Genomic DNA, 22,531 nt, shown 5'->3' with positions numbered 1-22,531 from the left:
CCGCCATGATCGAGAAGACCGAACAGGCCCTGCCCCAGCTGGAAGAGATGCCCTCCGACTGGCAGCGCGCGCTCGCCGTCGTCGCCCACCCCGACGACCTCGAATACGGCTGCGCCGCCGCCGTCGCCGGCTGGACGGACGCGGGCAAGGAGGTCGCGTACCTGCTCGTCACCCGCGGCGAGGCGGGCATCGACGGGCTCGACCCGGCCGCCTGCGGCCCGCTGCGCGAGCGGGAGCAGCGGGACAGCGCCGCGGTCGTGGGCGTGCGGACCGTGGAGTTCCTCGACCACGCGGACGGAGTGATCGAGTACGGGCTCGGTCTGCGCCGCGACATCGCCGCGGCGATCCGGCGGCACCGGCCCGAACTCGTCCTCACCCTCAACCACCGCGACACCTGGGGTCCGGAGCCGGGCGGTGTCTGGAACACGCCCGACCACCGGGCCGTCGGCCGTGCCACCCTGGACGCGGCCGCCGACGCCGGCAACCGCTGGATCTTCCCCGAACTGACCGAGCAGGGCCTCGCGCCCTGGAACGGGGTCCGCTGGGTGGCCGTCGCCGGATCCCGCCTCCCGACCCACGCGGTCGACGCCCGGCCGGGTCTGGAGCGCGCCACCCGCTCGCTCCTCGCCCACCGCACCTACATCGAGGCGCTGACCGACCGCGACGCGGAGGAGTACTGCCGCGACTTCGTCACCGAGTCCACCGCCCGGGCCGCCGCTCGCTTCGGCGGCCGCCCGGCGGTGACGTTCGAGGTGTTCCCCCGCTGACCGGCGCCCCGGAGTCCGGCTGACGGCGACCGGATCCGCCGCGCAGAGGAGCCGGTCCCGCCCGCGTCAGTGCATCGGCGCGGGCCTCAGGACGGCGAACGGCGCGCCGAAGGGGTCGGCGAGCCAGGCGATCCGGCCCACCTCCGGCACGTCCGCCGGCGGCATCAGGACCGATCCGCCGCTCTCCTGGGTCGAGGCGGCGATCACGTCCGCGTCCGTCACCGCGAAGTACGGCACCCAGCGGGCCTTGGACGCGCCGCTCTGGAGCGGCGCCACACCGCCGAACGAGGCGTCCTGCTGGTCGCCGTCGGCCGTGGAGATCACCCGGTACGTCATGCCCGGCGTGTCCATCGCCTGCCAGCGCCAGCCGAACAGCGCCCGGTAGAAGGCGAGGGTGGCCTCGGGGTCGCCGGTGTGCAGCTCCGTCCAGACCAGGGTGTTGTCCTGCGAGGTCCGCTCGAGACCCTTGATCGTGCCCGGCTGCCACACGGCGAACTCGGCGCCGCCCGGGTCGGTCAGGGCCGCCATCCGCCCCGCGTCCATGACGTCGAGGGCGTGCAGGCGCACGGTCCCGCCGTTGGCCTCAGCGGCGTGCTCGGTGGCCTCGACGTCGGGCGTCTGGAAGTAGACGGTCCAGGCGCTGCTCGCGCCCTCCTCCGTGAGCGGGCCGAGCGCGGCGACCGTACGGCCCTCCTGCTGGAAGAAGCCGTAGCCGCCCGCGCCGGGGCCCGCCGGGGTGAAGTCCCAGCCGAAGACCCGGCCGTAGAAGACGGCCGCCGCGTCGGTGTCGGGGCTGCCGAGGTCGATCCAACTGGGGGAGCCCGTCGTGAAGTCCGTACCGAGCATGGGGTGAGTCCCGTCCTTCCCTGGGGGATGTCTTCCCGTCACCATGGCCGATCCTCGGCCCTGCCTCCGGTCCGCGTGCCCCGCCGGCCCGGGTTTCATCCACTCGGCCCAGCGCCCGGCGCCGCCCCTCCCGGCGCCCCGGCCGTCAGCGCGTGACCGCCGCCACCCGCCGGTCGAGGTCCGCCAGCAGCAGCTCCGCGTTGACCGTGACCGCCGCCCGGTAGCCGCCGCTCGCCGCGTTGACCACCTGCTCGTGGGCCCCGATCGCGTTGCCGGCCGCCCACACCCCGGGCACGCTCGTCCGGCCGGTCTCGTCGACGGCGACGAAGCGCCCGGACGGCGTCTCGTGCGTGGCCGCGCCCAGCGCGGTGAGGAACCCGTCGCGGGGCTCCGTCCTGGTGCCGACGAACAGCACCTCGCGGGGCACGGTCCGCCCGTCCCCCATCCGTACGCCGGTCAGCCGGTCGTCCTCGACCGCGAGGCCCGCGACCTCGCCGGTCACGACCGTCACGCCGGCCGCCGCGAGCCGGGCGGCGTCCTCGGGGGAGGGCTCCGGGGCCGTGTGCAGGAACAGGGTCACGTCGGACGACCACTGCGAGACGATCAGGGCCTGGTGCGCCGGAAGGACGGGGTGGGCGATCACGCCGAAGGCCCGGTCGCGCACCTCCCAGCCGTGGCAGTACGGGCAGTGCAGCACGTCCCGGCCCCACCGCTCGGCGAGGTCGTCGACCTCGGGCAGCAGGTCGACGAGGCCGGTGGTCACGATCAGCCGCCGTGCGCGGACGGCGCGGCCGTCGGCGAGCGACACGGTGAAGCCCTCCGGGCCGTCCGGCGCGGCCGCCGTCACCAGGCCCCGCGTCCACTCCACCCCGTACGCGGCGACCTCCTCCCGTCCCACGGCGAGGAAGTCGGCCGGGCTCATCCCGTCCCGGGACAGGTAACCCTGCATATGGGCGGCGGGGGCGTTACGGGGCTCGCCGGCGTCGATCACCAGGGTCCGGCGCCGGGCCCGGCCCAGGACCAGGGCCGCGCTCAGGCCGGCCGCGCCGCCGCCGACCACCACCACCTCGTACGTGTGCTGTGCCGTGTCCACCGGGTTCTCCTTCACGTTCGGCTCCATGCCGAGAGCTTCGCCCCGCATGGCGAAGTTGACAAACACAGTTGCCATTTCTGCAATAGGAAAATGACCGAAGACGAACGCATCGCCTCCGTCCTGGACGAGGTCGGACCCCGCCTGCGCCGCATCCGGCGCGAGCGCGGGTCCACCCTGGCCGAGCTGTCCGCCGCCACCGGCATCTCGGTGAGCACCCTCTCCCGCCTGGAGTCGGGCGGGAGACGGCCGAGCCTGGAACTGCTGCTGCCGATCGCCCGCGCCCACCAGGTCCCCCTGGACGAGCTCGTCGGCGCCCCGCCGGTCGGCGACCCCCGGGTCAGGAACCGGCCGATCGTGCGCCACGGCCGCACGCTGTACCCGCTCACCCGCCAGCCCGGCGGCCTCCAGGCGTACAAGGTCGTCCAGGAGCCCGGCGCCGAGCAGCCCGACGCGCGGGTGCACGAGGGCTACGAGTGGCTCTACGTGCTCTCCGGGCGGTTGCGCCTCGTGCTCGGCGAGCACGACGTGGTGCTCGGACCGGGAGAGGCGGCCGAGTTCGACACCCGGGTCCCGCACTGGTTCGGGCCCGCGGGGGACCGGCCGGTGGAGTTCCTGAGCCTGTTCGGGCCGCAGGGCGAGCGGATGCACGTACGGGCGCGGCCGAAGAAGTCCTGAGCGCCTGGTTCCGTCAATCCAAGCGACCGCTTAGTATGCGACCCGTCCGTGCGGAACCCACCGCGCGGCGCCCAGGACCACGACGGCTGCGGGAGGCCCTTCGCATGCAGGCATGGCGAGTGCACGAGAACGGCGAACCGGGCGAGGTGATGCAGCGCGACGAGGTGGAGCGGCCCGAGCCCGGCCCCGGCCAGGTGCTGCTGAAGGTCCGCGCCACCGGCCTCAACTTCCCCGACGCGCTGCTGTGCCGGGGCCAGTACCAGGTGCGGCCGCCGCTGCCCTTCACCCCCGGAGTGGAGGTCTGCGCCGAGACCGAGGACGGCCGCCGGGTCATCGCGACCCCGGCACTGCCCCACGGCGGGCTCGCCGAGTACGCGGTCGCCGACGCCGCCGCGCTGCTCCCGGCGCCCGAGGCGCTCGACGACGCCGAGGCCGCCGCCCTCCACATCGGCTACCAGACCGGCTGGTTCGGCCTGCACCGCAGGGCCGCCCTCAAGGAGGGCGAGACCCTCCTCGTGCACGCCGCCGCGGGCGGGGTCGGCAGCGCCGCCGTCCAGCTCGGCAAGGCGGCCGGCGCCACCGTGATCGGCGTCGTCGGCGGCGCCGACAAGGCCGCCGCCGCCCGCGCGCTCGGCTGCGACACCGTCGTCGACCGGCACGCCGAGGACGTCGTCACCGCCGTCAAGGAGGCCACCGGCGGCCGCGGCGCCGACGTGATCTACGACCCGGTCGGCGGCGCCGCCTACCAGCAGTCCGCCAAGCTCGTCGCCTTCGAGGGCCGGATCGTGGTCGTCGGCTTCGCCAGCGGCACCATCCCGAGCCCCGCCCTCAACCACGCCCTGGTGAAGAACTACTCGATCGTGGGCCTGCACTGGGGCCTGTACAACCTCAAGGACCCGGCGGCCGTGCTGCGCTGCCACGAGACCCTCACCGAACTCGCCGCCAAGGGCCTGATCAAGCCGTACGTGAGCGAGCGCGTACCCTTCGCCGACGCCGCCGACGCCGTGCAGCGCCTGTCCGAGGGCGTCACCACCGGGCGCCTGGTCGTCCTGCCGGCCGGAGCCGCGGACGGACGCGCCGACGGACCCGCGGAAGGAGCCCGCGCATGACCCCCCGGGACAGCGTCGCCCCCGACGCCGCCGCCGCCCGTACCGTCGACGCCGCCGCGCTGCGCGACCTCACCCGCCGGTTCCTGGCCGAACACCCGCCGGCCGGCACCGACCGCACCGCCTTCCTGCGCGCCCGCTTCGACGCCGGACTCGCCTGGGTGCACTATCCGGCCGGCCTCGGCGGACTCGACGCCCCGCGCGCCCTCCAGGCGGTCGTCGACGCCGAACTCGCCGCCGCGGGAGCCCCCGACAACGACCCCCGCCGGATCGGCATCGGTCTCGGCATGGCCGCCCCCACCCTCCTCGCCCACGGCTCCGACGAGGTCAAACAGCGCTTCCTGAAGCCGCTGTGGGTCGGCGAGGAGGTCTGGTGCCAGCTCTTCAGCGAACCCGGCGCCGGCTCCGACCTCGCCGCCCTCGCCACCCGGGCCGTCCGCGACGGGGACGACTGGGTGATCAACGGGCAGAAGGTGTGGACCTCCAGCGCCCACGTGGCGCGCTGGGCCATCCTCATCGCCCGCACCGACCCGGACCTGCCCAAGCACCGGGGCATCACCTACTTCGTCTGCGACATGACCGACCCCGGCGTCGAGGTCCGGCCGCTGCGCCAGATCACCGGCGAGGCCGAGTTCAACGAGGTCTTCCTCACCGACGTCCGCATCCCCGACGCCCACCGCCTCGGCGAGGTCGGGGACGGCTGGCGGGTCGCCCAGACCACCCTCATGAACGAGCGCGTCACGATCGGCGGCGCCCGCATCCCGCGCGAGGGCGGCATGATCGGGAAGGCAGCCGGCACCTGGCGCGACCGCCCCGAGCTGCGCACCCACGACCTGCACCGCCGCCTCCTCGACCTCTGGGTGGACGCCGAGGTCGCCCGGCTCACCGGCGAAAGGCTGCGCCAGCAGCTCGTCGCGGGACAGCCCGGCCCCGAGGGCAGCGCCATGAAGCTCGGCTTCGCCCGCCTCAACCAGGCCATCAGCGCCCTGGAGGTCGAACTCCTCGGTGACGAGGGCCTGCTGTACGGCGACTGGACGATGGCCAGGCCCGACCTGGTCGACTTCACCGGCCGAGACGCGGGCTACCGCTATCTGCGCGCCAAGGGCAACTCGATCGAGGGCGGGACCACCGAGGTGCTGCTCAACATCGTCGCCGAGCGGGTGCTCGGCCTGCCCGCCGAGCCCCGCAACGACAAGGACGTCGCCTGGAAGGACCTCGCCCGATGAACGCAACGCCGGACCTCCTCTACTCCGAGACCGAGGACGACCTGCGGGCGGCGGTCCGCTCCCTGCTCGCGGACCGGGCCGACGCGCAGACCCTGCTCGGCCGCGTCGAGGAGCCGAGCCCCTACGTCCCCGGTCTGTGGGAGGCCCTCGGCGCCGGCATCGGCGCCGCCGGACTGCTGGTCCCCGAGAAGCTGGGCGGCCAGGGCGCGAGCCACCGCGAGGCGGCCGTGGTCCTGGAGGAGCTCGGCCGGGCGGTGGCCCCGGCCCCGTACCTGACCAGCGCCGTGATCGCGACCGAGACCCTGCTCGCGCTCGACACCGAGCGCGAGCCGGTGGCCGAGCTGCTCGCCGGACTCGCGTCCGGCGGGACCGTCGCCGTCCTGGCGGCCCCGCTCTCCACCGCCCCCGGCGGCCCGCCACCCCTGGCCGACGGACCCGTTCCCGCCGTCGCGGACGCCGTCGCCGCCGACGTCCTCCTCGTGCCGCGCTCCGACGGGCTGTACGCGGTACCCGCCGCCGAGGCGGTCCTCACCCCGCTCTCCCCGCTCGACCTGACCCGACCGCTCGCCCGGGTCGACGCGGGCGGCGCCGTCGGCATTCGCCTCGCCGACGCCGAGCGGGCGCGCGAGGCGGTCCGGCGCGGCCTGCTCGCCGGCGCCGGGCTGCTCGCCTCCGAGCAGCTCGGGATCGCCGCATGGTGCCTGGAGGAGACCGTCCGGCACACCAAGGAGCGCCACCAGTTCAACCGGCCGATCGGCTCCTTCCAGGCGCTGAAGCACCGCATGGCCCGGCTCTGGCTGGAACTCGTAGGCGCCCGGGCCGCCGCCCGGGCCGCCGCCGACGCGCTCGCCACCGGCGCGCCGGACGCGGAACTGACCGTCGCCGTCGCCCAGGCCCACTGCTCCAGGACCGCCGTGCACGCCGCCGAGGAGTGCGTCCAGCTGCACGGCGGCATCGGCATGACCTGGGAGCACCCGGCGCACCTGGCCCTCAAGCGGGCCAAGGCCGATCAGACCGCGCTCGGTTCGCCCGGCCGGCACCGGGACACCGTCGCCGCCCTGATGGACCTCCCCGCCCCCGCGTGAGGAGCGGTAAGGACCCCATGTGTCCGCACCCCTTTACATACTGTTTAATTGCGATCAGTTCGCAATAACAGTTGATCTTCAAGAGGGGTGTGGACACCATGGCCGCCCGAACCGTCCGCCGCGCGACCGCCGCGATACTCACGGGGGCCGTCGCCCTCACCGCGGCGGCCTGCTCCCACCCCGGCAACGGCGCAGCGGGCTCCGGCGGCCCCAAGGACTCCGCGGTCGTCGGCATCGCCTACGAACCCGACACCCTCAGCCCCCTCCTCGGCTACGGCAAGGACGGCAACTCCAAGATCTTCGACGGCCTCCTCGCCTTCGACGCCGACCTGAAGCTCCGGCCCGCCCTCGCCGCCGCCCTGCCGACGGTCAGCGCCGACGGCCTCACCTACACCTACAAGCTGCGCCCCGGGGTGAAGTTCAGCGACGGCAAGCCCTTCACCGCCAAGGACGTCGTCTTCACGTACAGGACGGTCCTCGACCCGAAGACCAACAACCCGTCCAGGACCGAGCTCGACGCCCTCGAGGACGTCAGGGCCGTCGGCGACGACACCGTCGTCTTCACCCTCAAGTACCCCTACGCGCCCTTCGCCGAGCGCACCGTCCTCGCCATCGCCCCCGAGCACGTCGCGGGCCGCCAGGACGTCAACAACGGCCCCTTCACCACCAAGCCGATCGGCACCGGGCCGTACGTCCTCACCGGCTGGTCCAAGGGCGAGAAGCTCACCTTCCAGGCCAACCCGAACTACTGGGGCGGCGCCCCGGCCGTGAAGAAGTTCACCATGGCCGTCATCAAGGACGACGACGTCCGCGCCACCCGCCTGCGCGCCGGCGACCTCGACGGCGCCATCCTGCCGCCCAACCTCGCCGCCAACTTCAAGACCGACAAGACGAAGAAGACCTACGCGGCCACCACCTACGACTACCGCACGGTCACCCTCCCCACCCACAACGAGGTCACCGGCGACACCGCCGTCCGCCGCGCCCTCGACCTCGCCGTCGACCGGCAGGCCATGGTCGACAAGATCCTCGAAGGCGCCGGCAAGCCCGCCTACGGGCCCGTCCCCACCGGCAGCCCCTGGTTCGCCAAGGGCACGGAACGCCGCCACGACCTCGCCGGCGCGCGGAAGATCCTCGACGAGGCCGGCTGGAAGCCCGGACCCGACGGCATCCGCGTCAAGAACGGCGTCCGCGCCGCCTTCCCGCTCTGGTACCTCTCCGGTGACAAGCTCCGCCAGGACCACGCCCTCGCCTACGCCTCCGACGCCAAGAAGGCCGGCGTCGAGATCACGACCCAGGCCGGCACCTGGGAGGTCATCGAACCCCGCATGAAGACCGACGCCGTCCTCGCCGGCGGCGGCTCGCCCGGCGACCCCGACTTCGACCAGTACCTGCTGCTGAAGTCCGCCCTCGCCGGCGACGGCTTCAACAACATGGCCTGGTACGACAACAAGGCCGTCGACCGCGCCCTGGAGGAGGGCCGACGCACCGACGACCCCGCCCAGCGCCGCGCCGCCTACGACACCGTCCAGCGCGAACTGGTGAAGAACCCCGGCTACACCTTCCTCACCCACATCGACCACCTCTACGTCGTCGCCGACCGCTGGACCACCGACGCGGGCGACCTCACCACCCAGACCGAGCCGCACGACCACGGCCTCGCCTCGGGCCCCTGGTGGAACGTCGAGGACTGGAAGCCGAAGGGCAGCGGAGCGACCGCCAAGTGAGCCGCCGTCTCCCCTGGGGAGCCATGGCCCGGATGACGGGACGGCGCGCCCTCGCCGCCGTCCCCGTCCTCCTCGGCGTCACTCTCGCGGTCTTCGCCGTCGCCGCCGCCTCCCCCTTCGACCCCGTCAAGGCCTACGCCGGCACCGCCGGCCTCACCGCCTCCCAGGAGAACCTCGACCAGCTGCGTGCCAACCTCGGCGCCGACCGGCCCTGGCTCACCCGCTGGTGGGAATGGCTCGGCCGCGCCGTCACCGGCGACCTGGGCGACTCCAGCGTCATGCGCCAGCCCGTCGCCGACGTCATCGCCGAACGCGTCGGCTGGTCCGCGCTGCTCGCCGCCACCGCCTTCCTCCTCGCCGTCACCCTCGGCACCGCGCTCGGCGTCCTCGCCGGCCGCCGCCGCGGCGGCCTCCTCGACCGGGCCGTCAGCTCCGCCGCGTACACCCTGGAAGCCGCCCCCGCCTTCTGGCTCGGACTGCTCGCCATCTGGTTCTTCGCCCTGAAGCTCGGCGCGCTGCCGGCCGGCGGCCTCACCGACACCGCCAGCGAGACCGTCACCGCCGGCCAGGTCGCCCACCACCTCGTCCTGCCCGCCCTCGTCCTCGGGATCTCCCAGCTGCCCTGGTTCTTCCTCTACGTACGCCAGGGCGTCGGCGACGCCCTGGAGGAGGACCCGGTGCGCGGCGCCCGTGCCCGCGGCCTCGGCGAGAGGACCGTCCTCACCGGCCACGCCCTGCGCTCCGGAATGCTCCCCATGCTCACCCTCATCGGCTCCCGCGTCCCCGAACTCATCACCGGCGCCCTTCTCGTCGAGACCGTCTTCAGCTGGCCCGGCATCGCCGCCGCCACCGTGCAGGCCGCCGTCTCCGTCGACTTCCCGCTGCTCGCCGCGCTCACGGTGCTCGCCACCGCCGCCGTCCTGCTCGGCAACCTGCTCTCCGACCTCCTGTACGGGCTCGCCGACCCCAGGGTGGGCTTCGATGGCTGACCCGCACCGCACCCGCAGCCGGCGCGTCCGCCTGTGGAGCTCGGCCCTCGTCACCGGCGCGGTCGCGCTCGCCGTCCTCCTCGTACCGCCCCTCGTCCAGCTCGACGAGCAGGCCGTCGACCTCGGCAGCAAGCTCCTGCCGCCGTCCTGGGAGCACCCCTTCGGCACCGACGACGTCGGCCGCGACCTGCTGCTGCGCTGCGTCTACGGCCTGCGGATCTCCCTGCTCGTCGGCCTGGTCGCGGCGCTCGTCGCCACCGTGATCGGCACCGCCGTCGGCGCCGCGGCCGGAGCGCTCGGCGGGCGCACCGACCGGTTCGTCATGCGGATCGTCGACGGCTTCGCGTCCGTGCCGCACCTGCTGCTCGGCATTTTCATCGTCGCCATGTTCCGGCCCGGCGTCTGGCCGGTGATCGTCTCCGTGGCGCTCACCCACTGGCTCTCCACCGCCCGGATCGTCCGCTCCGAGGTCCTCTCGCTGCGCTCCCGCCCCTTCGTCGACGCGGCGATCTCCGGCGGCGCGTCCCGGTGGCGGATCGCCGTGCGGCACCTGCTGCCCGCCGTCCTGCCGCAGGCCGGCCTCGCCGCCGTCCTCATGGTGCCGCACGCCATGTGGCACGAGTCGGCGCTCTCCTTCCTCGGCCTCGGCCTGCCCAGTCACCAGGCCAGCCTCGGCAACCTCGTCCAGAGCGCCCGCTCCTCGCTGCTCGCCGGCGACTGGTGGCCGACGCTCTTCCCCGGGCTCCTCCTCATCGTGCCGACCCTCGCCGTCGCGGGCCTCGCCGGCGTCTGGCGCGACCGGCTGAACCCCCGCCGACGATCGGAGCTGATGCTGTGAACGCCGCGAACGAGCAGGTCCTGCGGGCCCTCCAGGCCGTCACCGCCGAACGCGCCGACGACGCCCTGCTCAGCGTCCGCGGCCTCACCGTCCGCTTCCGCCTCCGCGCCGGGCGCACCGTCGCCGCCGTCACCGACGTCTCCTTCGACCTGGCGGCCGGCGAATGCCTCGCCCTCGTCGGCGAGAGCGGCTGCGGCAAGTCCGTCCTGGCCTCCGCCCTCCTCGGCCTCCTCCCCGCGAACGCCCAGACGCAGGGAACGGCCCTGCTCGCGGACGGCCCCCGGGACGGCACGCAGCCGCAGGACGCCGCTGCCCGGACCGGCGAGAGCGGCCGGCGCGCGGACGGCCCCGTCGACCTGCTCGCCGCCGACGAGCGGACCCTCGCCCGCACCGTACGCGGGCGGCGGATCGGCCTCGTGCCGCAGAGCCCGGCCGCGCATCTGACGCCGGTGCGCACCGTGCGGGCGCAGCTGGAGGAGACCGTACGCGCGCTGACCGGCACGCCGCGCCGGGAGCGCCGGGCCGCGGCGGAGGCCGCCGCCGAGCGGGCCGCGTTTCCCGTGGGACACCTGGACCGGTACCCGCACGAGCTGTCCGGCGGCCTCGCCCAGCGGGCCGCCACCGCGCTCGCCCTCATCGGGGACGCGCCGCTGCTGCTCGCCGACGAACCCACCACCGGACTCGACCGCGCGCTCGTCGACCGCACCGCCGACGAGCTGCGCCGCCACGCCGACCGGGGCAAGGCCCTGCTGCTCATCACCCACGACCTGGCGGCGGCCCGGCGGGTGGCCGACCGGGTGGCCGTCATGTACGCGGGGCGGATCGTCGAGATCGCACCCGCCGACCGCTTCTTCGGGGAACCCGGCCCCCGGCACCCCTACGCCAGGGGACTGCTCGACGCCCTCCCCGAGCGCGGCTTCACCCCGATCCCCGGTCTGCCGCCCGAACTGTCGAACCTGCCTCCCGGCTGCGCCTTCGCCCCGCGCTGCCCCCTGGCCACCGACGCCTGCGCCACCCGCCCGGAGCTCCTCGCCGGCGTCGCCTGCCACCACCCCGACGGAGCACCCCGTGCTTGAACTCACCGACATCACCGCCGGATACGACCGGCGCCACCCCGTCCTGCGCGGCGCGAACCTCGGCGTCGCCCCCGGCGAGGCCGTCGGCCTGCTCGGCCCCAGCGGCTGCGGAAAGTCGACCCTGGCCCGGGTCGCCGCCCTGCTGCACCGCCCCGACGCCGGCCGTGTCGTCCTCGACGGCACCGAGATACGGGCCTGGCGGCACCGCGCCCCCCGAGCCCTGCGCACCGCCGTCGGCGTCGTCTTCCAGCAGCCCCGCCTGTCCGCCGACCCCCGCCTGCGGCTCGCCGACCTGATCGCCGAGCCGCTGCGCGCGACCGGCCGCCGCGACGAGGTCCCCGGCCGGCTCGCCGAGCTCGTGCCCGCCGTCGGCCTCACCGAGGACCTCCTCGGCCGCCGCCCGCACGAGGTCAGCGACGGCCAGCTGCAGCGCGCCTGCCTGGCCCGCTCCCTGGTCCTGCGGCCCCGCTGGCTGATCTGCGACGAGATGACCGCCATGCTCGACGCCTCGACGACCGCCGCCCTCGTGACGGCCGTCGAGTCCTACCGCGCCGAGACCGGCGCGGGCCTGCTCGCCGTCGGCCACGACCGGGTGCTCCTGGAGCGCTGGTGCGACCGCACGGTGGAGTGGGCCGACTGCCTGGGCGGCCGAACTCCGTCGCCCGGGGCGGCAGTCGAGCCGGTGCAGGACGCGTCATGACCAGTCCCTGGGCGCCGCTGCCCGACGACCACCCCCTCGGCGGGCTGCGGCCCGTCCTCGACGGGCCCGACGCCGAACTCGGCCACGAGCCGCGCGCGGGCTTCGAGGACCGCTGCTGGATCCTGCACACCATCCGCGACGAGCGGGGGCGCCGGCTGCGCTGGCACGAGGTCCTGGCGGAGGCCGGCCGCAGCCTGGCCGACTGGCCGCACACCCCCTCGTACCTGCTCTTCGAGGGCATCGCCGCCGCCGACGCCCACGACGGCCCCTCCGACGGCGAGATCGACCACGCATGCCTCGTACGGCTCGTCGAACTCCTCGCACGCCACGGCCCCGGCGGACCCGACACCCCGTGCTACGCCGTCCACGCCGGCATCGAGCGGGCCGGGCAGCCGCTCCCGGCCCGCCTCGGACGGCTCGCCGACGCCCCCGCCCACCACGCCGGGGGAGAAGCGAACTTCCCGGCCAACTGGTGGGCGGTCGACGGGAGTTGGTTCGTGCTCACCGACTGGGACCTGTGCGCCACGGAGGTCTTCGGCAGCGCTTCGCTGATCGCCGCCCTTCTCGCCGACGAGGAGCTGGAGGCGGTCCGCCACCCGAGCATCGCCGAGGCCCTGGGCATGCCCTGAGGAACGGCCGGATCCGGAAAGTCACCCGGATGGCCGCCCCGCCATGCCTCCGTCCGGATCGTCCGTTACGTCACACTGTCCGCCGAACGCCGCAATTCTGGTGCGGCGCAAGGAGGGTGAGCGCGATGGCCATTTCCGTGTCCGTGGTACTGCTTCTGCTGATCCTGGCCGTGATCTTTCTCCGCAGCGGCGGCCTGAAGCTCTCGCACGCCATCGTCTGCGCGCTGCTCGGCTTCTTCCTGGCGAGCACCAGCATGGCGCCCACCATCCAGAACGGCGTGGCCGCCACCGCCAACGTCGTCTCCAGCCTCAGACCCTGACCGTTCCACGACGCCCCCGGCCCGGAGAACGCCGGCCCCGCGAAGACCGCTCCCCGGTAGCCCTCGGCCGGGACGGCCGCGCCATGCCGATGCCCGAGACCTTCCTGGTCCCGGGCATCGACGCGTACGACGGGGGAGTGCGGGTCACTCCATCTCGGGCATCTCGCCGACGGTCGTCCGCACGTCGATCACCGCGAACGCCGCCCCCTGCGGGTCGAGCAGCGCCGCGAACCGGCCGAAGGGGCTGTCCATCGGACCGAACACCTTCCGGCCGCCGGCCCGCTCGGCCGCCTCGACGGCCTTGTCGCAGTTGTCGACGGCGAAGTAGATCTGGATGTAGGCGGGGATGTCGGCCGGGAAGTCGTCCGCCGTCATCACCATCCGGCCGAGCAGCGGATCGGCACCGAGGTCGAAGACCCGGTAGTCCATGTGCTCGTCCTTGATCTTCTTCGAGTGGAAGCCGAAGACCCGGGTGAAGAAGTCGTCGGCCTTCTCCGGCTCGCGGGTGAACACCTCGGCCCAGACGTAGCTGCCCGGCTCGCCCTCCAGCTCGAAGCCCTCGTGGGTCCCGGGCTGCCAGACGCCGAACACCACGCCCGACGGGTCCTGCCCGAGGCACATGGAGCCGAATTCGCCCACCTGCATGGGCTCCATCAGGACCGCCCCGCCCGCCTGCCGGATCTTCTCGGCCGTGGCGGCGACGTCGGGAGAGGCGAAGTAGAGACACCAGGCCGACTTGGGCTCGCCGTCCTGGCCGGGCATCGGCGGCACCACCGCCGCGACGGCCTTGCCGTTCTTGTAGGCCTGGGTGTAGTTGCCGTACTCCGAGGAGGACTCGCCGAAGGTCCAGCCGAGCACGTCGCCGTAGAACGACTTCGCGCCCTCGATGTCGGTGAACATCGCGTCGGTCCAGACCGGGGTGCCTTCAGGTCGTGAGGGCATGACGTACTCGCTTCCGATCGATGACGTCTCTGTCTCACCGGCCACGCTAGCCATGCCCGGCGCGGTCCGCTCGGTGACCCACCGCAGCCGCCGGGGCCGCCCGCCCCGGCGGCTTCGCCTCCGGCCCGCTCAGCGGCGCGAGAAGACACCGACACCGTTCGGCACGGGCCGCTCGATGCCTCCGCTCGGGTGGTTGCGCACGGTCACCGACGTCTCGCCCGCCGCCCGCGCGACCAGCGTCGACGAGCCGCCGCCGTCCAGCCCGAATCCGTCGTGCGCGCCTTCCCGCGCGAGCAGCTCCGCGACCTCGGCGAGCGTCATCCCGCTCCGGAGGCCCGGCGAGCCGTCCAGGGCCATCAGCAGCAGTCCCCGGCCGCCGTCCGTGATGCCCGCCGCCGTCCGCACCGCCGGGGTGACCCGGTCCAGGCCGGACAGCGGCGTGCCGTCGCGCAGCAGCGGATGGCCGCCGACGGCGAAGCGGTACGGCACGCGGGAGTCCTCCGCGACCAGGCGGTGGCGGACCTTCACCCGGTCGCCGACGGCCAGCGCCCGCAGCCGCCGGGCACCCGCCTCCCGGCCCACCAGGACCTCGGTGTCCCGCGCGACCGGGCCGCGTCCCGGGGCGTCCGACACGGCCACCACCCGGTCGCCGCGCACCGTCACCTCGTACGTCTCCGTGGAGCAGGGCGCCGCCCGGTCGGTGTCCGTCCCGCACACCGCGCGCTTCCGTGAGGCGTCGCCCCAGTCGGCGGTGTACGCGCCGACGGACCCCACGGGCAGCGCGTACTGGTTGAGCCCGCCCAGCGGGAAGGAGCCCTGCGGGGCGTCGACCGCCCCGTCCAGGACCAGCCGGTCCATCCGGGCCCGGCGGTCGGTCCCGACGCCGAGCACCTCCCGCGTCCCCGTCCCCGTCGGCAGCGCCGGCCCGAAGCGCTGTCCCCGCGGCACCGCCGCCTTCAGCTCGCGCCCGCCGGCGACGGCGGGCCCGACCGGCGCGCCGGTCGCCTCCACGCCCGGGTGCTGCGTCTCCGACATGTGGAAGAAGTCCCCGTTGATCCCGGCGACCGCTCCACTGGCGTCCGCCAGCCGGGACAGCGGCGCCCGCGCCGCCACCACCCCCGGGTGCAGCAGATCGACCTCGACGCCCGCGTGGCGCAGGTCGACGGAGAGCAGATGCACCCGGACCCTCCCGTGCGCCGCCGTGGTCTCGAAGCTGCGGTAGGCGACGCCCGGCGCCGGCTCCTGCCGGGGCGCCGCGACCGCTTCGGGCGCGAGCCCCAGGGCCACCGCGCACCAGACGACCAGCAGGGCCACGACCTCGCGCGGCCGCGTCCGTCGACACGTCACAGATCCCCCCGGCTCACCGGCGTCCCCGACACCCCAGGCCCCCTGGCGCTCCCTCCAATGTCCCAACAACAGCGGGAGTTGGCCAGACGCCCGTTCGAGTGACGCGCGATCCGGACACACCTCAGCGGCGGAACTCGCGCGCGTGCGGGAACAACTCCTTCGCCAGCGTCCAGAACACCGGGAAATCGGGGATGTCCTTCGCCTCGCGCGCCCAGCGCCCGGCCCCCGCGGTCCGCACCACGACCAGCCCGTCCCCGCGCCACTCCAGCCGCCGCACCCGCTCCCACGGCGCCGTCCCCGACGGCAGCGCGATGCCCTCCGCGTGCAGCGCCACCTCGCCGAACACGACCCGCTCGCCCTCCTCCAGGGCCGTGACCGCCGGGGGCAGCGCCCGCCGCACCGTCTCGTCCAGGACGATCTGGGCCAGCTCGCGGATCTGCGGATCACCCGCCCGCGGCACCGCCGTCTCCTCGTCGAGGAACCCGCCGACGGTCACCCCGCACCGCGCGCCGGTGCGCAGCCGGTACGCGTAGTGGGTGCCGGTGTAGCCGCCGTTCACGTACGTGCGCGTGACGTCCTGGTGCATGGCGGTGACGGACCGCCAGGGCACCGCCCGCGCCGTGCCGCCCTCGCCCGGGCAGACCAGCCCCCGCTCGTACAGGTACACGTACTCCCCGGGCCGCAGCGACGGCGTGGTGACGCGGAACGACCGCCACAGGAACCGGGCCAGGGCCCCGAACGGCACCAGGAGCAGGGGCACTCCGAGCTCCGGCCCCACCAGCCGCGTCGCCACGGCGGGCAGCAGCAGGGACGCGCCGGCGAGCAGGAGCACGCAGAGCCGCGTCAGGGTCCCCCGGCGCCCCGGCCGTCGCCCGTCCTCGGCGCAGCCGTCCTGGTCACGGTCGTCCTCATCGTAGTCGTCCGCGTCGTGCCGGGCGCGGAACCCGCGCAGATAGACCCCGAGCTCCGCCTCCCGCGCGGCCCGCGTCGCCGTCTCGTCCGGCGGAGGCACCGTCACCCGGTCGTGCTCCCCCATGGCGCATCCCCCCGTCGGCATCATGACAGCGGCCGTCCCTCCCTGCCAGAGCCCCGGCGACCGCACGGCGGAAGTCCGGGCCGCCGGCCACGTCGGTGTGCGCGCAGCCCGGCGCGCACTCGACGAGCCCCAACTGGGCGCGGGCCGCGGCGATATCGGCGCACCGCACGGCGGCCCGCAGCGCCTCCCGTTCCCCGCCGGGCCGTTCCCCGCCGGGCCGGGCGCCGCCGGCAGCGTGCCGATCGGGGCGAGCGAGAGCCCCGCCTCCGTCGCCCGCGGGATCACCGCCTTCCGCGCCACGTCCGCCGCCCCGCCGCGTCCCGCACCGGATCCAGCAGCCCGACGCTCTGCCGGTGCCGCGGCACGTGCGGGACGCGCCCGCAGCGGCCGGCCGGCGCGCCGATGCTCCAACACCGCGGAGACACACGGCTGTTCGCTCGACTTCATGTCCGCTTGAAACGGCAGCGTGGGACGCGTGCCCGCGAAACCGGCGGCGCGGCGCGGCCCCGCCCGTCCACCCGGCTCCTCGCCCTGCCCCGACCGCTTCTTCCTCGCCCTGCCGCTCTTCCCGGCGGTCGGCACGCGATGAGACGATCATGGGCATGCGTATAGATTCCGTGGTCACGCGGCAGCGCGTGGACGACCTCGACGCGGCCGTGGCCTTCTACGAGAAGCTGACCGGCGCGCCCGCGAACCGCTTCGCCTTCGCCGGGGTCAGCCTGGCCGCCGTCGGACCTTTCCTGCTCTTCAGCGGCCCGGACGAGGCCGTGTCCCAGGTGGCCCGGGTAGCCGCCACGCTGACCGTCGCGGACGTGTCCGAGGCGGTGGCGGAAGCCGTGGCGGCCGGCGCGGAGGTCGTCGCGCCCGCCGTACCGACCCCGAACGGGCACCGAGCGGTGCTGCGGCACCCGCACGGCGGTGTCTACGAGTACGTGGGGTCCTGACCCCGTCCCCGCCCCGGCCCACGGGGGGCCGGGTCCATCGCGTACCGGTGGAACGGGCCCTCTGGCAGCGGCAGTCCGGGCAGCCAGAAACCCAGGGCCTGGGCCGAGGGGAGGAAGAGCGACTCCGGCAGCCGGTCGGGCGGGAACCACTCCCAGCGGTCGATCTTGTCGGGCTCGGCCACGGCCGGCGTGCCGGTGTGGGCGCGGACGACCGTCGCCGCCGTCAGCCGGGTCAGCTCGGCGGAGGTCGCGGTGTCGAGGACCAGACCGATGACCGAGACGTCGTCCGGCGAGGCCACCAGCGTGGTCTCCTCGGCGAGTTCCCGTACCGCCGCCTGCTCGATGGACTCGCCCGGCTCGACCTTGCCGCCGGGCAGTTCCCACACCCCCGAGCGGTGCAGCCCGAGCAGCACCCGGCCGGCGCCGTCGGTCACCACCACGCCCGCGCCCAGGGATGCCTGCGCGTCGGGCGGCTGGGCGTTGCGGTGGGCGGCGACGGTCATGACGGTTCTCCTCCTGCGGGATCGGCTGCGGGTCCCAGCCAACACCATGGCGCCGGCGCGGGCGTCACAGGACCGCGACGCCGAGCGGGCGCGAGCCCGCCGGCAGGCGCCGCGCGGAGCCGTCCGACAGGTCGACGACCGTCAGGCCGTCCCAGAAGCCGTCGCGGGTGAAGCCGCCGGTGACGTAGGCGGTGCGGCCGTCCCGGGACACGGCGACGTTCTCGTGGGGGCCTTCCAGCGGGAAGACGCGCTCGGTGCCGTCGGGCGCCCGGACGGTGAGCGAGGGCCCGCGGTCGGTGGCCGGGTCGACGGGACCCGTACCGACGGTCAGCAGGGTGCCGTCGGGGGTGACCGTCACACCGTGCTGGTGGGTGTTCGCCGTCATCGGCAGGATCTCCGAGCGGCCGGTGCCCGGATCGACCACCACGAGCCGTTCGCCCTCGAAGGGCAGCAGGAGCCGTCCGTCCGAGGGCCGTACGGCCGCGTAGTGCGGCTTCAGCCAGGAGCCGAGTCCGCCCTCGGTGCCGTAGGGGGCCACCTCGATCCGGCGGGTCCTGAGGCCGTCGGCCCGGACCGCGGTCACGTCGAAGGAGTCGTGGCCGGTGGCGTACACCTCCGCGCCGTCGCGCGAGACGTCCACGTCGAAGGGGCGCCGGCCGACCGGCACCCGGTCGGTGACCTTCAGCGAGGCGGTGTCGATCACCTCCAGGGTGCCGTTGCCGCCGGGCACGTTGACGCCGACGTAGGCCAGGCGCCCGTCCGGGGAGAGTGCGATGCCCATGCCGCCGCCCCGGTACTCGCCGTCGGTTACGGGGCCCGACGCGGTCCGGTACGGCACGAGCGCGAGGCGGGTGCGGGTGCGGGTGTCCACGACGGCCACCCCCTCGGCCGTGGACACCCAGGCGCGGCCGTCGGCGCCGACTGCCACGCCGTAGGGGGCGGTGCCCACCGCCACGGAGGCGAACGGACCCCTGGCCGGGTCCACGAAGGTGACGGTGTCGGAGCCGAAGTCGGTCACCAGGAGCGTGCCGGCGGGGGTACGGCCCGACGGCGAGGGAACCGCGTGAACGGCGGAGGGCGCGGCCGTCGCCGGGCGGCTCCCGGCGGACCGGGCGGGCTCCCCGCCGCCCTGGGCGCAGCCCGCGAGCAGGGCGGCGGAGGCGGCCAGCACGGCGAGGGCGCGGGGTCGGTTCATCGGCGGAGCTCCCGGAGGGCGAGACGTGGGGACGGCGGGAGCGCACCGGACGGCCCGCCCCCTTCCCATGCTCCGTCCGCTCCCGGCGCCCCGGGGTCAGCCGATCGGCTGACCCCGGGGTCGGTGCCCCGGACGACGGCCGTGGCACGCGCAGGATTGCCGGGGACCGCCGGGCACGGACATACTGACGCCTCCTTGAATCAACAGAATGTTGAAAAACCTCAGGAGGAGTCTTGGCCGCGAGCTTCAGGACGGTCATCGAGGTGGGGCCCGCCCACCTCGCCCAGGCGGAGGCCCTCGGCCGCGCCTTTCAGGAGGCCATCGCCCCCGCCACCGTGAACTTCGACTTCGACCACATCCGCGACGCCGCCGCGGCCGTCCCCGACAGCACCGTCGTCAGGATGGTGCGCGGCTGGGGCCTCCAGGAGGAGGCTCCCGTCCTCGTGATGGTGCTCTCCCTGAAGGAGGCCGTACGCCAGGCCCTGCCGCCCGAGTCGGCGGAGGCGTCGTTCTGGGACACCATCGAGCGCGAGCTCGTCACCGCCTTCACCGGCCTCGCCGACCAGGAGGGCATGCCCGGCCTCTCCTACTACGAGGAGGCCCCCGACCGCACCCGCTACTACCGCGACCTCCTCTTCGCCCTCCAGGACGAGGAGACCGGCGCGTACCTGTACGCCATCGCCTTCTGCATCGACGTCACCATCGGCCTCGACAAGGCCCGCGTCGGCGCCCTGCGGATGACCGACACCGCCCCGTTCGCCCTCCGGCTCAACGCGATCGTCGTCCGCCAGGACCTCGCCCCCGTCGCCGCCTGACCTCCCCGTCACCCGTCACGGCCCGCCGTCCCGGGCCCCGGCCGCCCCCGCGCACCGGACGGTGACGAGGAGCCCCCGGCTCAGCGGCGCCCGAGGACCTCGGTGATCCGGGAGAAGCCGTCGGCGCCGTGGCCGAGCCCCACCGCGCGCCGGGCCAGGCCCTCGGCGGCCCGCATCACGCCCGCGTCGATGCCGTGCGACTCGGAGGCATGCACGACGTGCGCCATCGAGGACACCGCGGACGTGAGCGGATTGCCCTCGCCGGAGAAGGTGCCCTTCTCCACGTCCTCCGCCCATTCCTGGAACACCGGCGGCAGGATCGCACCGATGCCCTGCGCGAACGGGGCCAGTTCACCGGCCGTGACGCCCTCGGCGGCGGCGAGCGCGAGCGCGTGCCCGTAGCCCGCCATGGCGGTCCAGAAGATGTCGAGCAGCGCGATGTCGTACGCCGCCGCCCGGCCGACGTCCTCGCCGAGGTGGGTGTGCGTGCCGCCCAGCGCGTCCAGCACCGGGCGGTGCTCCCCGTAGAGGCCGGCGGGTCCGCTGTGCAGGAACACGGCCTGGGGGGTGCCGATGGTCGTGGTCGGGGTCATGATCGCGCCGTCGAGATAGGCGATGCCGTGCTCGGCGGCCCACCGCCCGGTGTCGCGTGCGCGCTCGGGGACGTCCGCGCTCAGGTTCACCAGCGTGCGGCCCCCGAGGGCGGCGGTCACCTCCTCCTGGCGCAGCACGGCGTCCGTGGCGTCGTAGTTGACCAGGCAGATCACGGTCAGCGGGCTCGCCGCGACCGCCTCGGCGGCGCTCGCGGCCCCCGTCGCGCCCCGCGCGACCAGGTCGCGGTCCCGGCCCGGGGTGCGGTTCCACACGGTGGTGCGGACACCCGCGGCTAGGAAGGCGCCGGCGAGCGCACGGCCCATGGGGCCGAGCCCGATCACGGTGACGGACCGCTCCGGCGCGGACTGCGGGGAAGAGGACATGAGGGAACTCCCTTGTCGTGCAGGCAGGATGGAAGAATGTGAGCAACCGAGAGAAGAGAAGGACGCGAACGATGGCGCGCATGCGGAGCAGAGAGACGAACGTGTGCGGTGTCACCGCCGCCGTCGCGGTGATCGACGGCAAGTGGAAGACACTGCTGCTGTGGCTGCTCGAATCCGGCCCGCACCGGCCCGGCGAACTGCGCCGGAGGATCCCGGAGATCAGCGAGAAGGTGCTGACCCAGGCGCTGCGCGAGATGGAGGACGACGGTCTGGTGCACCGCGAGGTATACGACGTACTGCCGCCGAAGACTGTCTACTCGCTGACCGTCGAGGGCCGCGAGCTCTCCGAGGCGCTGGCTCCGCTGTCGGACTGGGGCCACCGCCGGCTGGACCGGCTCGTCGCGGAACGCGCCGTGTCCTGAGGCGGCCGCTTTCCTCGTGCCTCTCCTTTCCCTCGGCCACCACCAGGTTCTCCCGGGGGCCGGGGCGTCACAAGTACCCACAAAAAAGTGGGTGTGGCGCCCGACCGGGGAAGGGCGGGCGCCAGTGACCGACAAGAGGGGCGGGCCGGCTAGCCGGCCTCCTGAGTGCGGCGGCGGCCCCGGCGCAGCCACGAGCGGCGCCGGGGCCGGTCGGGCAGCCAGCCGAAGGCCAGCGAGCTGCCCACCAGACCGAGCAGCATGCCGACGAAGAACCCGCCGAGGTTGGACGTCACCCAGCTCGCGAGCGACGCCAGCACACCGATCACCGAATAGAACAGCCGCTGGCGGGGGTTGACCACGATGAGCACTCCGCAGACCACCATCATGATCGGCAGCACATAGCCCGCCAGGCTGTCCGCGCCGGCCGCGAGGACCACCGACACGCTGGCCCGCTGGGTCACCAGGATCTCCGCACCGCCGAGCGCCAGCGCGAGGCCCGCCCCGAACGGACGGCGGTGCCGCCACCGCCGGAAGTCCTGCCAGAGGTGCCGGCGGCGGCCCGCCGCCGGTGCCGCGAGGGCCCCGTCCGTGCCCGGCGCCACGCTCAGCAGCCCTTCGAGCTGAAGCCCATGTGCAGGTCGGGCAGGGTGAACCGGGTCGCCGTGGTGGCGTAGTTGGTCTGCCGCACGTTCTTGATGCGCACGGTGTCCGCCTGCTGGCCGAACGAGCCCAGCGGGCCCTTCACCGGTGGCTTGTCGAAGGTGCTGGCGTCGCCGCCGATCTCGATGTTGTCGAACTCCGCCAGCTTGGCGGCCATCGCCGTCGAGTCGGTGGTCAGACCGGACGCCTTGACCGGGACGCCGCGGTTGCCGGCCGTGATCAGCAGATGCGTGCCGCCGAGCTCCACGCTCTGGCACAGGTTGGTGAGCTTGGCCTCGCGGATCGCGGTCACGATGACCAGCACCTGGCCACCGGTGTCACCGGCGTTCGGGCTGCCCTCGGCCATGTTGTCCAGGGCTCCGAACTGTCCGAAGCCGGTGCCCTCCAGGGTGTCGGCGGTCACGGTGAACGGCATGCCGGAGATGGCGAACTGGGCGGCCAGGGCACCCTGCGCGGTGAGCACCACCAGGGTGCTCGCGGCGAGGAGCGCGGGCACGCCCATGAGGGCGGCGCGGCGGTAGCGGACCCCGCCGCCACGCTCCGCGTCGCCCGGGGAGGGCGGGGAGACGGGGTCGGTGGGGTCGTCGGACAGGGCCATGCGGTGCTCCTGACG

General features: G+C 74.5%; 25 protein-coding genes. 15 read left to right on the top strand and 10 right to left on the bottom strand.

Annotated features, from left to right (window positions below; genetic code table 11):
* Positions 1 to 5 precede the first annotated feature (5 nt).
* Positions 6 to 767 (top strand): PIG-L deacetylase family protein, encoded by a 762-nt coding sequence (locus tag ABD954_RS02310; protein ID WP_345484024.1) that lies wholly within the window; start codon positions 6 to 8, stop codon positions 765 to 767.
* A 66-nt stretch (positions 768 to 833) separates the two neighbouring features.
* Here ABD954_RS02310 and ABD954_RS02305 read toward each other — a convergent pair whose 3' ends face one another.
* Together ABD954_RS02305 and ABD954_RS02300 are read right to left on the bottom strand one after the other, a co-directional pair.
* The gene (locus ABD954_RS02305; protein ID WP_345484022.1) at positions 834 to 1,613 is read right to left on the bottom strand and encodes a VOC family protein; all 780 of its coding nucleotides are present in this window, start codon (positions 1,611 to 1,613) and stop codon (positions 834 to 836) included.
* A 145-nt stretch (positions 1,614 to 1,758) separates the two neighbouring features.
* The gene (locus tag ABD954_RS02300; protein WP_345491918.1) at positions 1,759 to 2,733 is read right to left on the bottom strand and encodes an NAD(P)/FAD-dependent oxidoreductase; all 975 of its coding nucleotides are present in this window, start codon (positions 2,731 to 2,733) and stop codon (positions 1,759 to 1,761) included.
* Positions 2,734 to 2,796: 63 nt separating this feature from the next.
* Between ABD954_RS02300 and ABD954_RS02295 the strand changes: the two genes are divergently transcribed.
* The 11 genes from ABD954_RS02295 (at position 2,797) to ABD954_RS02245 (ending at position 13,077) form a co-directional block, all read left to right on the top strand.
* Complete coding sequence (locus tag ABD954_RS02295; RefSeq protein WP_345484021.1) at positions 2,797 to 3,381, top strand: helix-turn-helix domain-containing protein; 585 nt, start codon at positions 2,797 to 2,799, stop codon at positions 3,379 to 3,381.
* A gap of 104 nt (positions 3,382 to 3,485) precedes the next feature.
* Positions 3,486 to 4,490 (top strand): NADPH:quinone oxidoreductase family protein, encoded by a 1,005-nt coding sequence (locus ABD954_RS02290; RefSeq protein WP_345484020.1) that lies wholly within the window; start codon positions 3,486 to 3,488, stop codon positions 4,488 to 4,490.
* Positions 4,487 to 5,713 (top strand): acyl-CoA dehydrogenase family protein, encoded by a 1,227-nt coding sequence (locus ABD954_RS02285; protein ID WP_345484019.1) that lies wholly within the window; start codon positions 4,487 to 4,489, stop codon positions 5,711 to 5,713. Before ABD954_RS02290 ends, ABD954_RS02285 begins: the two co-directional genes overlap by 4 nt.
* Positions 5,710 to 6,798 (top strand): acyl-CoA dehydrogenase family protein, encoded by a 1,089-nt coding sequence (locus tag ABD954_RS02280; RefSeq protein WP_345484018.1) that lies wholly within the window; start codon positions 5,710 to 5,712, stop codon positions 6,796 to 6,798. Before ABD954_RS02285 ends, ABD954_RS02280 begins: the two co-directional genes overlap by 4 nt.
* A gap of 98 nt (positions 6,799 to 6,896) precedes the next feature.
* Complete coding sequence (locus ABD954_RS02275) at positions 6,897 to 8,525, top strand: ABC transporter substrate-binding protein (RefSeq protein ID WP_345484017.1); 1,629 nt, start codon at positions 6,897 to 6,899, stop codon at positions 8,523 to 8,525.
* Positions 8,522 to 9,514, top strand: coding sequence for an ABC transporter permease (locus ABD954_RS02270; RefSeq protein ID WP_345484016.1), 993 nt, complete (start codon positions 8,522 to 8,524; stop codon positions 9,512 to 9,514). The genes ABD954_RS02275 and ABD954_RS02270 overlap by 4 nt, the downstream gene beginning before the upstream one ends.
* Entirely contained in the window at positions 9,507 to 10,352 is an 846-nt protein-coding gene (locus ABD954_RS02265) for an ABC transporter permease (protein WP_345484015.1), read from the top strand. The genes ABD954_RS02270 and ABD954_RS02265 overlap by 8 nt, the downstream gene beginning before the upstream one ends.
* 20 nt (positions 10,353 to 10,372) lie before the next feature.
* Positions 10,373 to 11,428 (top strand): ABC transporter ATP-binding protein, encoded by a 1,056-nt coding sequence (locus tag ABD954_RS02260; RefSeq protein ID WP_345491916.1) that lies wholly within the window; start codon positions 10,373 to 10,375, stop codon positions 11,426 to 11,428.
* Entirely contained in the window at positions 11,421 to 12,128 is a 708-nt protein-coding gene (locus ABD954_RS02255) for an ABC transporter ATP-binding protein (RefSeq protein ID WP_345484014.1), read from the top strand. The genes ABD954_RS02260 and ABD954_RS02255 overlap by 8 nt, the downstream gene beginning before the upstream one ends.
* Positions 12,125 to 12,757 (top strand): hypothetical protein, encoded by a 633-nt coding sequence (locus ABD954_RS02250; RefSeq protein ID WP_345484013.1) that lies wholly within the window; start codon positions 12,125 to 12,127, stop codon positions 12,755 to 12,757. Before ABD954_RS02255 ends, ABD954_RS02250 begins: the two co-directional genes overlap by 4 nt.
* 125 nt (positions 12,758 to 12,882) lie before the next feature.
* The gene (locus tag ABD954_RS02245) at positions 12,883 to 13,077 is read left to right on the top strand and encodes a hypothetical protein (RefSeq protein WP_345484012.1); all 195 of its coding nucleotides are present in this window, start codon (positions 12,883 to 12,885) and stop codon (positions 13,075 to 13,077) included.
* Between the two features lie 144 nt (positions 13,078 to 13,221).
* Here the strand turns inward: ABD954_RS02245 and ABD954_RS02240 are convergent, their stop codons facing one another.
* The 3 genes from ABD954_RS02240 to ABD954_RS02230 form a co-directional block, all read right to left on the bottom strand.
* A complete protein-coding gene (locus ABD954_RS02240) occupies positions 13,222 to 14,019 on the bottom strand; it encodes a VOC family protein (protein ID WP_345484011.1) in 798 nt (265 codons plus the stop codon).
* 129 nt (positions 14,020 to 14,148) lie between these two features.
* Positions 14,149 to 15,366, bottom strand: a complete 1,218-nt coding sequence (locus ABD954_RS02235; RefSeq protein ID WP_425584024.1) for a phosphodiester glycosidase family protein — start codon at positions 15,364 to 15,366, stop codon at positions 14,149 to 14,151.
* Positions 15,367 to 15,487: 121 nt separating this feature from the next.
* The gene (locus tag ABD954_RS02230) at positions 15,488 to 16,402 is read right to left on the bottom strand and encodes a DUF6585 family protein (RefSeq protein ID WP_345484010.1); all 915 of its coding nucleotides are present in this window, start codon (positions 16,400 to 16,402) and stop codon (positions 15,488 to 15,490) included.
* A gap of 602 nt (positions 16,403 to 17,004) precedes the next feature.
* Here ABD954_RS02230 and ABD954_RS02225 point away from each other — a divergent pair.
* Positions 17,005 to 17,346 (top strand): VOC family protein, encoded by a 342-nt coding sequence (locus tag ABD954_RS02225; protein WP_345484009.1) that lies wholly within the window; start codon positions 17,005 to 17,007, stop codon positions 17,344 to 17,346.
* Here the strand turns inward: ABD954_RS02225 and ABD954_RS02220 are convergent.
* Together ABD954_RS02220 and ABD954_RS02215 are read right to left on the bottom strand one after the other, a co-directional pair.
* On the bottom strand, positions 17,325 to 17,849 hold the full coding sequence (locus tag ABD954_RS02220) for a nucleotide triphosphate diphosphatase NUDT15 (RefSeq protein WP_345484008.1): 525 nt from the start codon (positions 17,847 to 17,849) through the stop codon (positions 17,325 to 17,327). The two genes, ABD954_RS02225 and ABD954_RS02220, sit on opposite strands and share 22 nt — an antisense overlap.
* Positions 17,850 to 17,913: 64 nt before the next feature.
* Positions 17,914 to 19,044 carry a YncE family protein gene (locus tag ABD954_RS02215; RefSeq protein ID WP_345484007.1) on the bottom strand — a complete coding sequence of 377 codons (1,131 nt, stop codon included), beginning with the start codon at positions 19,042 to 19,044 and terminating at the stop codon, positions 17,914 to 17,916.
* A gap of 233 nt (positions 19,045 to 19,277) precedes the next feature.
* Between ABD954_RS02215 and ABD954_RS02210 the strand changes: the two genes are divergently transcribed.
* Positions 19,278 to 19,859 (top strand): Type-2Aa cytolytic delta-endotoxin, encoded by a 582-nt coding sequence (locus ABD954_RS02210; RefSeq protein ID WP_345484006.1) that lies wholly within the window; start codon positions 19,278 to 19,280, stop codon positions 19,857 to 19,859.
* A gap of 80 nt (positions 19,860 to 19,939) precedes the next feature.
* On the opposite strand, the gene ABD954_RS02205 is transcribed toward ABD954_RS02210, so the two are convergent.
* Positions 19,940 to 20,836 (bottom strand): NAD(P)-dependent oxidoreductase, encoded by an 897-nt coding sequence (locus ABD954_RS02205; protein ID WP_345484005.1) that lies wholly within the window; start codon positions 20,834 to 20,836, stop codon positions 19,940 to 19,942.
* Positions 20,837 to 20,907: 71 nt separating this feature from the next.
* On the opposite strand from ABD954_RS02205, the gene ABD954_RS02200 reads away from it, so the two are divergent.
* The gene (locus tag ABD954_RS02200) at positions 20,908 to 21,258 is read left to right on the top strand and encodes a winged helix-turn-helix transcriptional regulator (protein ID WP_345484004.1); all 351 of its coding nucleotides are present in this window, start codon (positions 20,908 to 20,910) and stop codon (positions 21,256 to 21,258) included.
* 149 nt (positions 21,259 to 21,407) lie between these two features.
* On the opposite strand, the gene ABD954_RS02195 is transcribed toward ABD954_RS02200, so the two are convergent.
* Both ABD954_RS02195 and ABD954_RS02190 read right to left on the bottom strand, forming a co-directional pair.
* The gene (locus ABD954_RS02195) at positions 21,408 to 21,860 is read right to left on the bottom strand and encodes a DUF6114 domain-containing protein (protein WP_345484003.1); all 453 of its coding nucleotides are present in this window, start codon (positions 21,858 to 21,860) and stop codon (positions 21,408 to 21,410) included.
* A gap of 2 nt (positions 21,861 to 21,862) precedes the next feature.
* On the bottom strand, positions 21,863 to 22,516 hold the full coding sequence (locus ABD954_RS02190; RefSeq protein ID WP_345484002.1) for a DUF6230 family protein: 654 nt from the start codon (positions 22,514 to 22,516) through the stop codon (positions 21,863 to 21,865).
* Positions 22,517 to 22,531: the final 15 nt, after the last annotated feature.

This window comes from Streptomyces roseoviridis (genome assembly GCF_039535235.1).
Lineage (GTDB): Bacteria > Actinomycetota > Actinomycetes > Streptomycetales > Streptomycetaceae > Streptomyces > Streptomyces roseoviridis.
Note: the sequence above shows the minus strand (reverse complement) of the source record. Positions and strands in the feature narration are given on the sequence as shown.

Excerpts from the sequence above, each read along its gene's own strand:
- ABD954_RS02280 (WP_345484018.1), top strand. The coding sequence starts at position 5,710 with ATGAACGCAACGCCGGACCTCCTCTACTCCGAGACCGAGGACGACCTG.
- ABD954_RS02300 (WP_345491918.1), bottom strand. The coding sequence starts at position 2,733 with ATGGAGCCGAACGTGAAGGAGAACCCGGTGGACACGGCACAGCACACG.
- ABD954_RS02230 (WP_345484010.1), bottom strand. The coding sequence starts at position 16,402 with ATGGGGGAGCACGACCGGGTGACGGTGCCTCCGCCGGACGAGACGGCG.
- ABD954_RS02220 (WP_345484008.1), bottom strand. The coding sequence starts at position 17,849 with ATGACCGTCGCCGCCCACCGCAACGCCCAGCCGCCCGACGCGCAGGCA.
- ABD954_RS02205 (WP_345484005.1), bottom strand. The coding sequence starts at position 20,836 with ATGTCCTCTTCCCCGCAGTCCGCGCCGGAGCGGTCCGTCACCGTGATC.
- ABD954_RS02240 (WP_345484011.1), bottom strand. The coding sequence starts at position 14,019 with ATGCCCTCACGACCTGAAGGCACCCCGGTCTGGACCGACGCGATGTTC.
- ABD954_RS02295 (WP_345484021.1), top strand. The coding sequence starts at position 2,797 with ATGACCGAAGACGAACGCATCGCCTCCGTCCTGGACGAGGTCGGACCC.
- ABD954_RS02305 (WP_345484022.1), bottom strand. The coding sequence starts at position 1,613 with ATGCTCGGTACGGACTTCACGACGGGCTCCCCCAGTTGGATCGACCTC.
- ABD954_RS02265 (WP_345484015.1), top strand. The coding sequence starts at position 9,507 with ATGGCTGACCCGCACCGCACCCGCAGCCGGCGCGTCCGCCTGTGGAGC.
- ABD954_RS02310 (WP_345484024.1), top strand. The coding sequence starts at position 6 with ATGATCGAGAAGACCGAACAGGCCCTGCCCCAGCTGGAAGAGATGCCC.
- ABD954_RS02285 (WP_345484019.1), top strand. The coding sequence starts at position 4,487 with ATGACCCCCCGGGACAGCGTCGCCCCCGACGCCGCCGCCGCCCGTACC.
- ABD954_RS02200 (WP_345484004.1), top strand. The coding sequence starts at position 20,908 with ATGGCGCGCATGCGGAGCAGAGAGACGAACGTGTGCGGTGTCACCGCC.
- ABD954_RS02275 (WP_345484017.1), top strand. The coding sequence starts at position 6,897 with ATGGCCGCCCGAACCGTCCGCCGCGCGACCGCCGCGATACTCACGGGG.
- ABD954_RS02215 (WP_345484007.1), bottom strand. The coding sequence starts at position 19,044 with ATGAACCGACCCCGCGCCCTCGCCGTGCTGGCCGCCTCCGCCGCCCTG.
- ABD954_RS02190 (WP_345484002.1), bottom strand. The coding sequence starts at position 22,516 with ATGGCCCTGTCCGACGACCCCACCGACCCCGTCTCCCCGCCCTCCCCG.
- ABD954_RS02290 (WP_345484020.1), top strand. The coding sequence starts at position 3,486 with ATGCAGGCATGGCGAGTGCACGAGAACGGCGAACCGGGCGAGGTGATG.
- ABD954_RS02250 (WP_345484013.1), top strand. The coding sequence starts at position 12,125 with ATGACCAGTCCCTGGGCGCCGCTGCCCGACGACCACCCCCTCGGCGGG.
- ABD954_RS02245 (WP_345484012.1), top strand. The coding sequence starts at position 12,883 with ATGGCCATTTCCGTGTCCGTGGTACTGCTTCTGCTGATCCTGGCCGTG.
- ABD954_RS02225 (WP_345484009.1), top strand. The coding sequence starts at position 17,005 with ATGCGTATAGATTCCGTGGTCACGCGGCAGCGCGTGGACGACCTCGAC.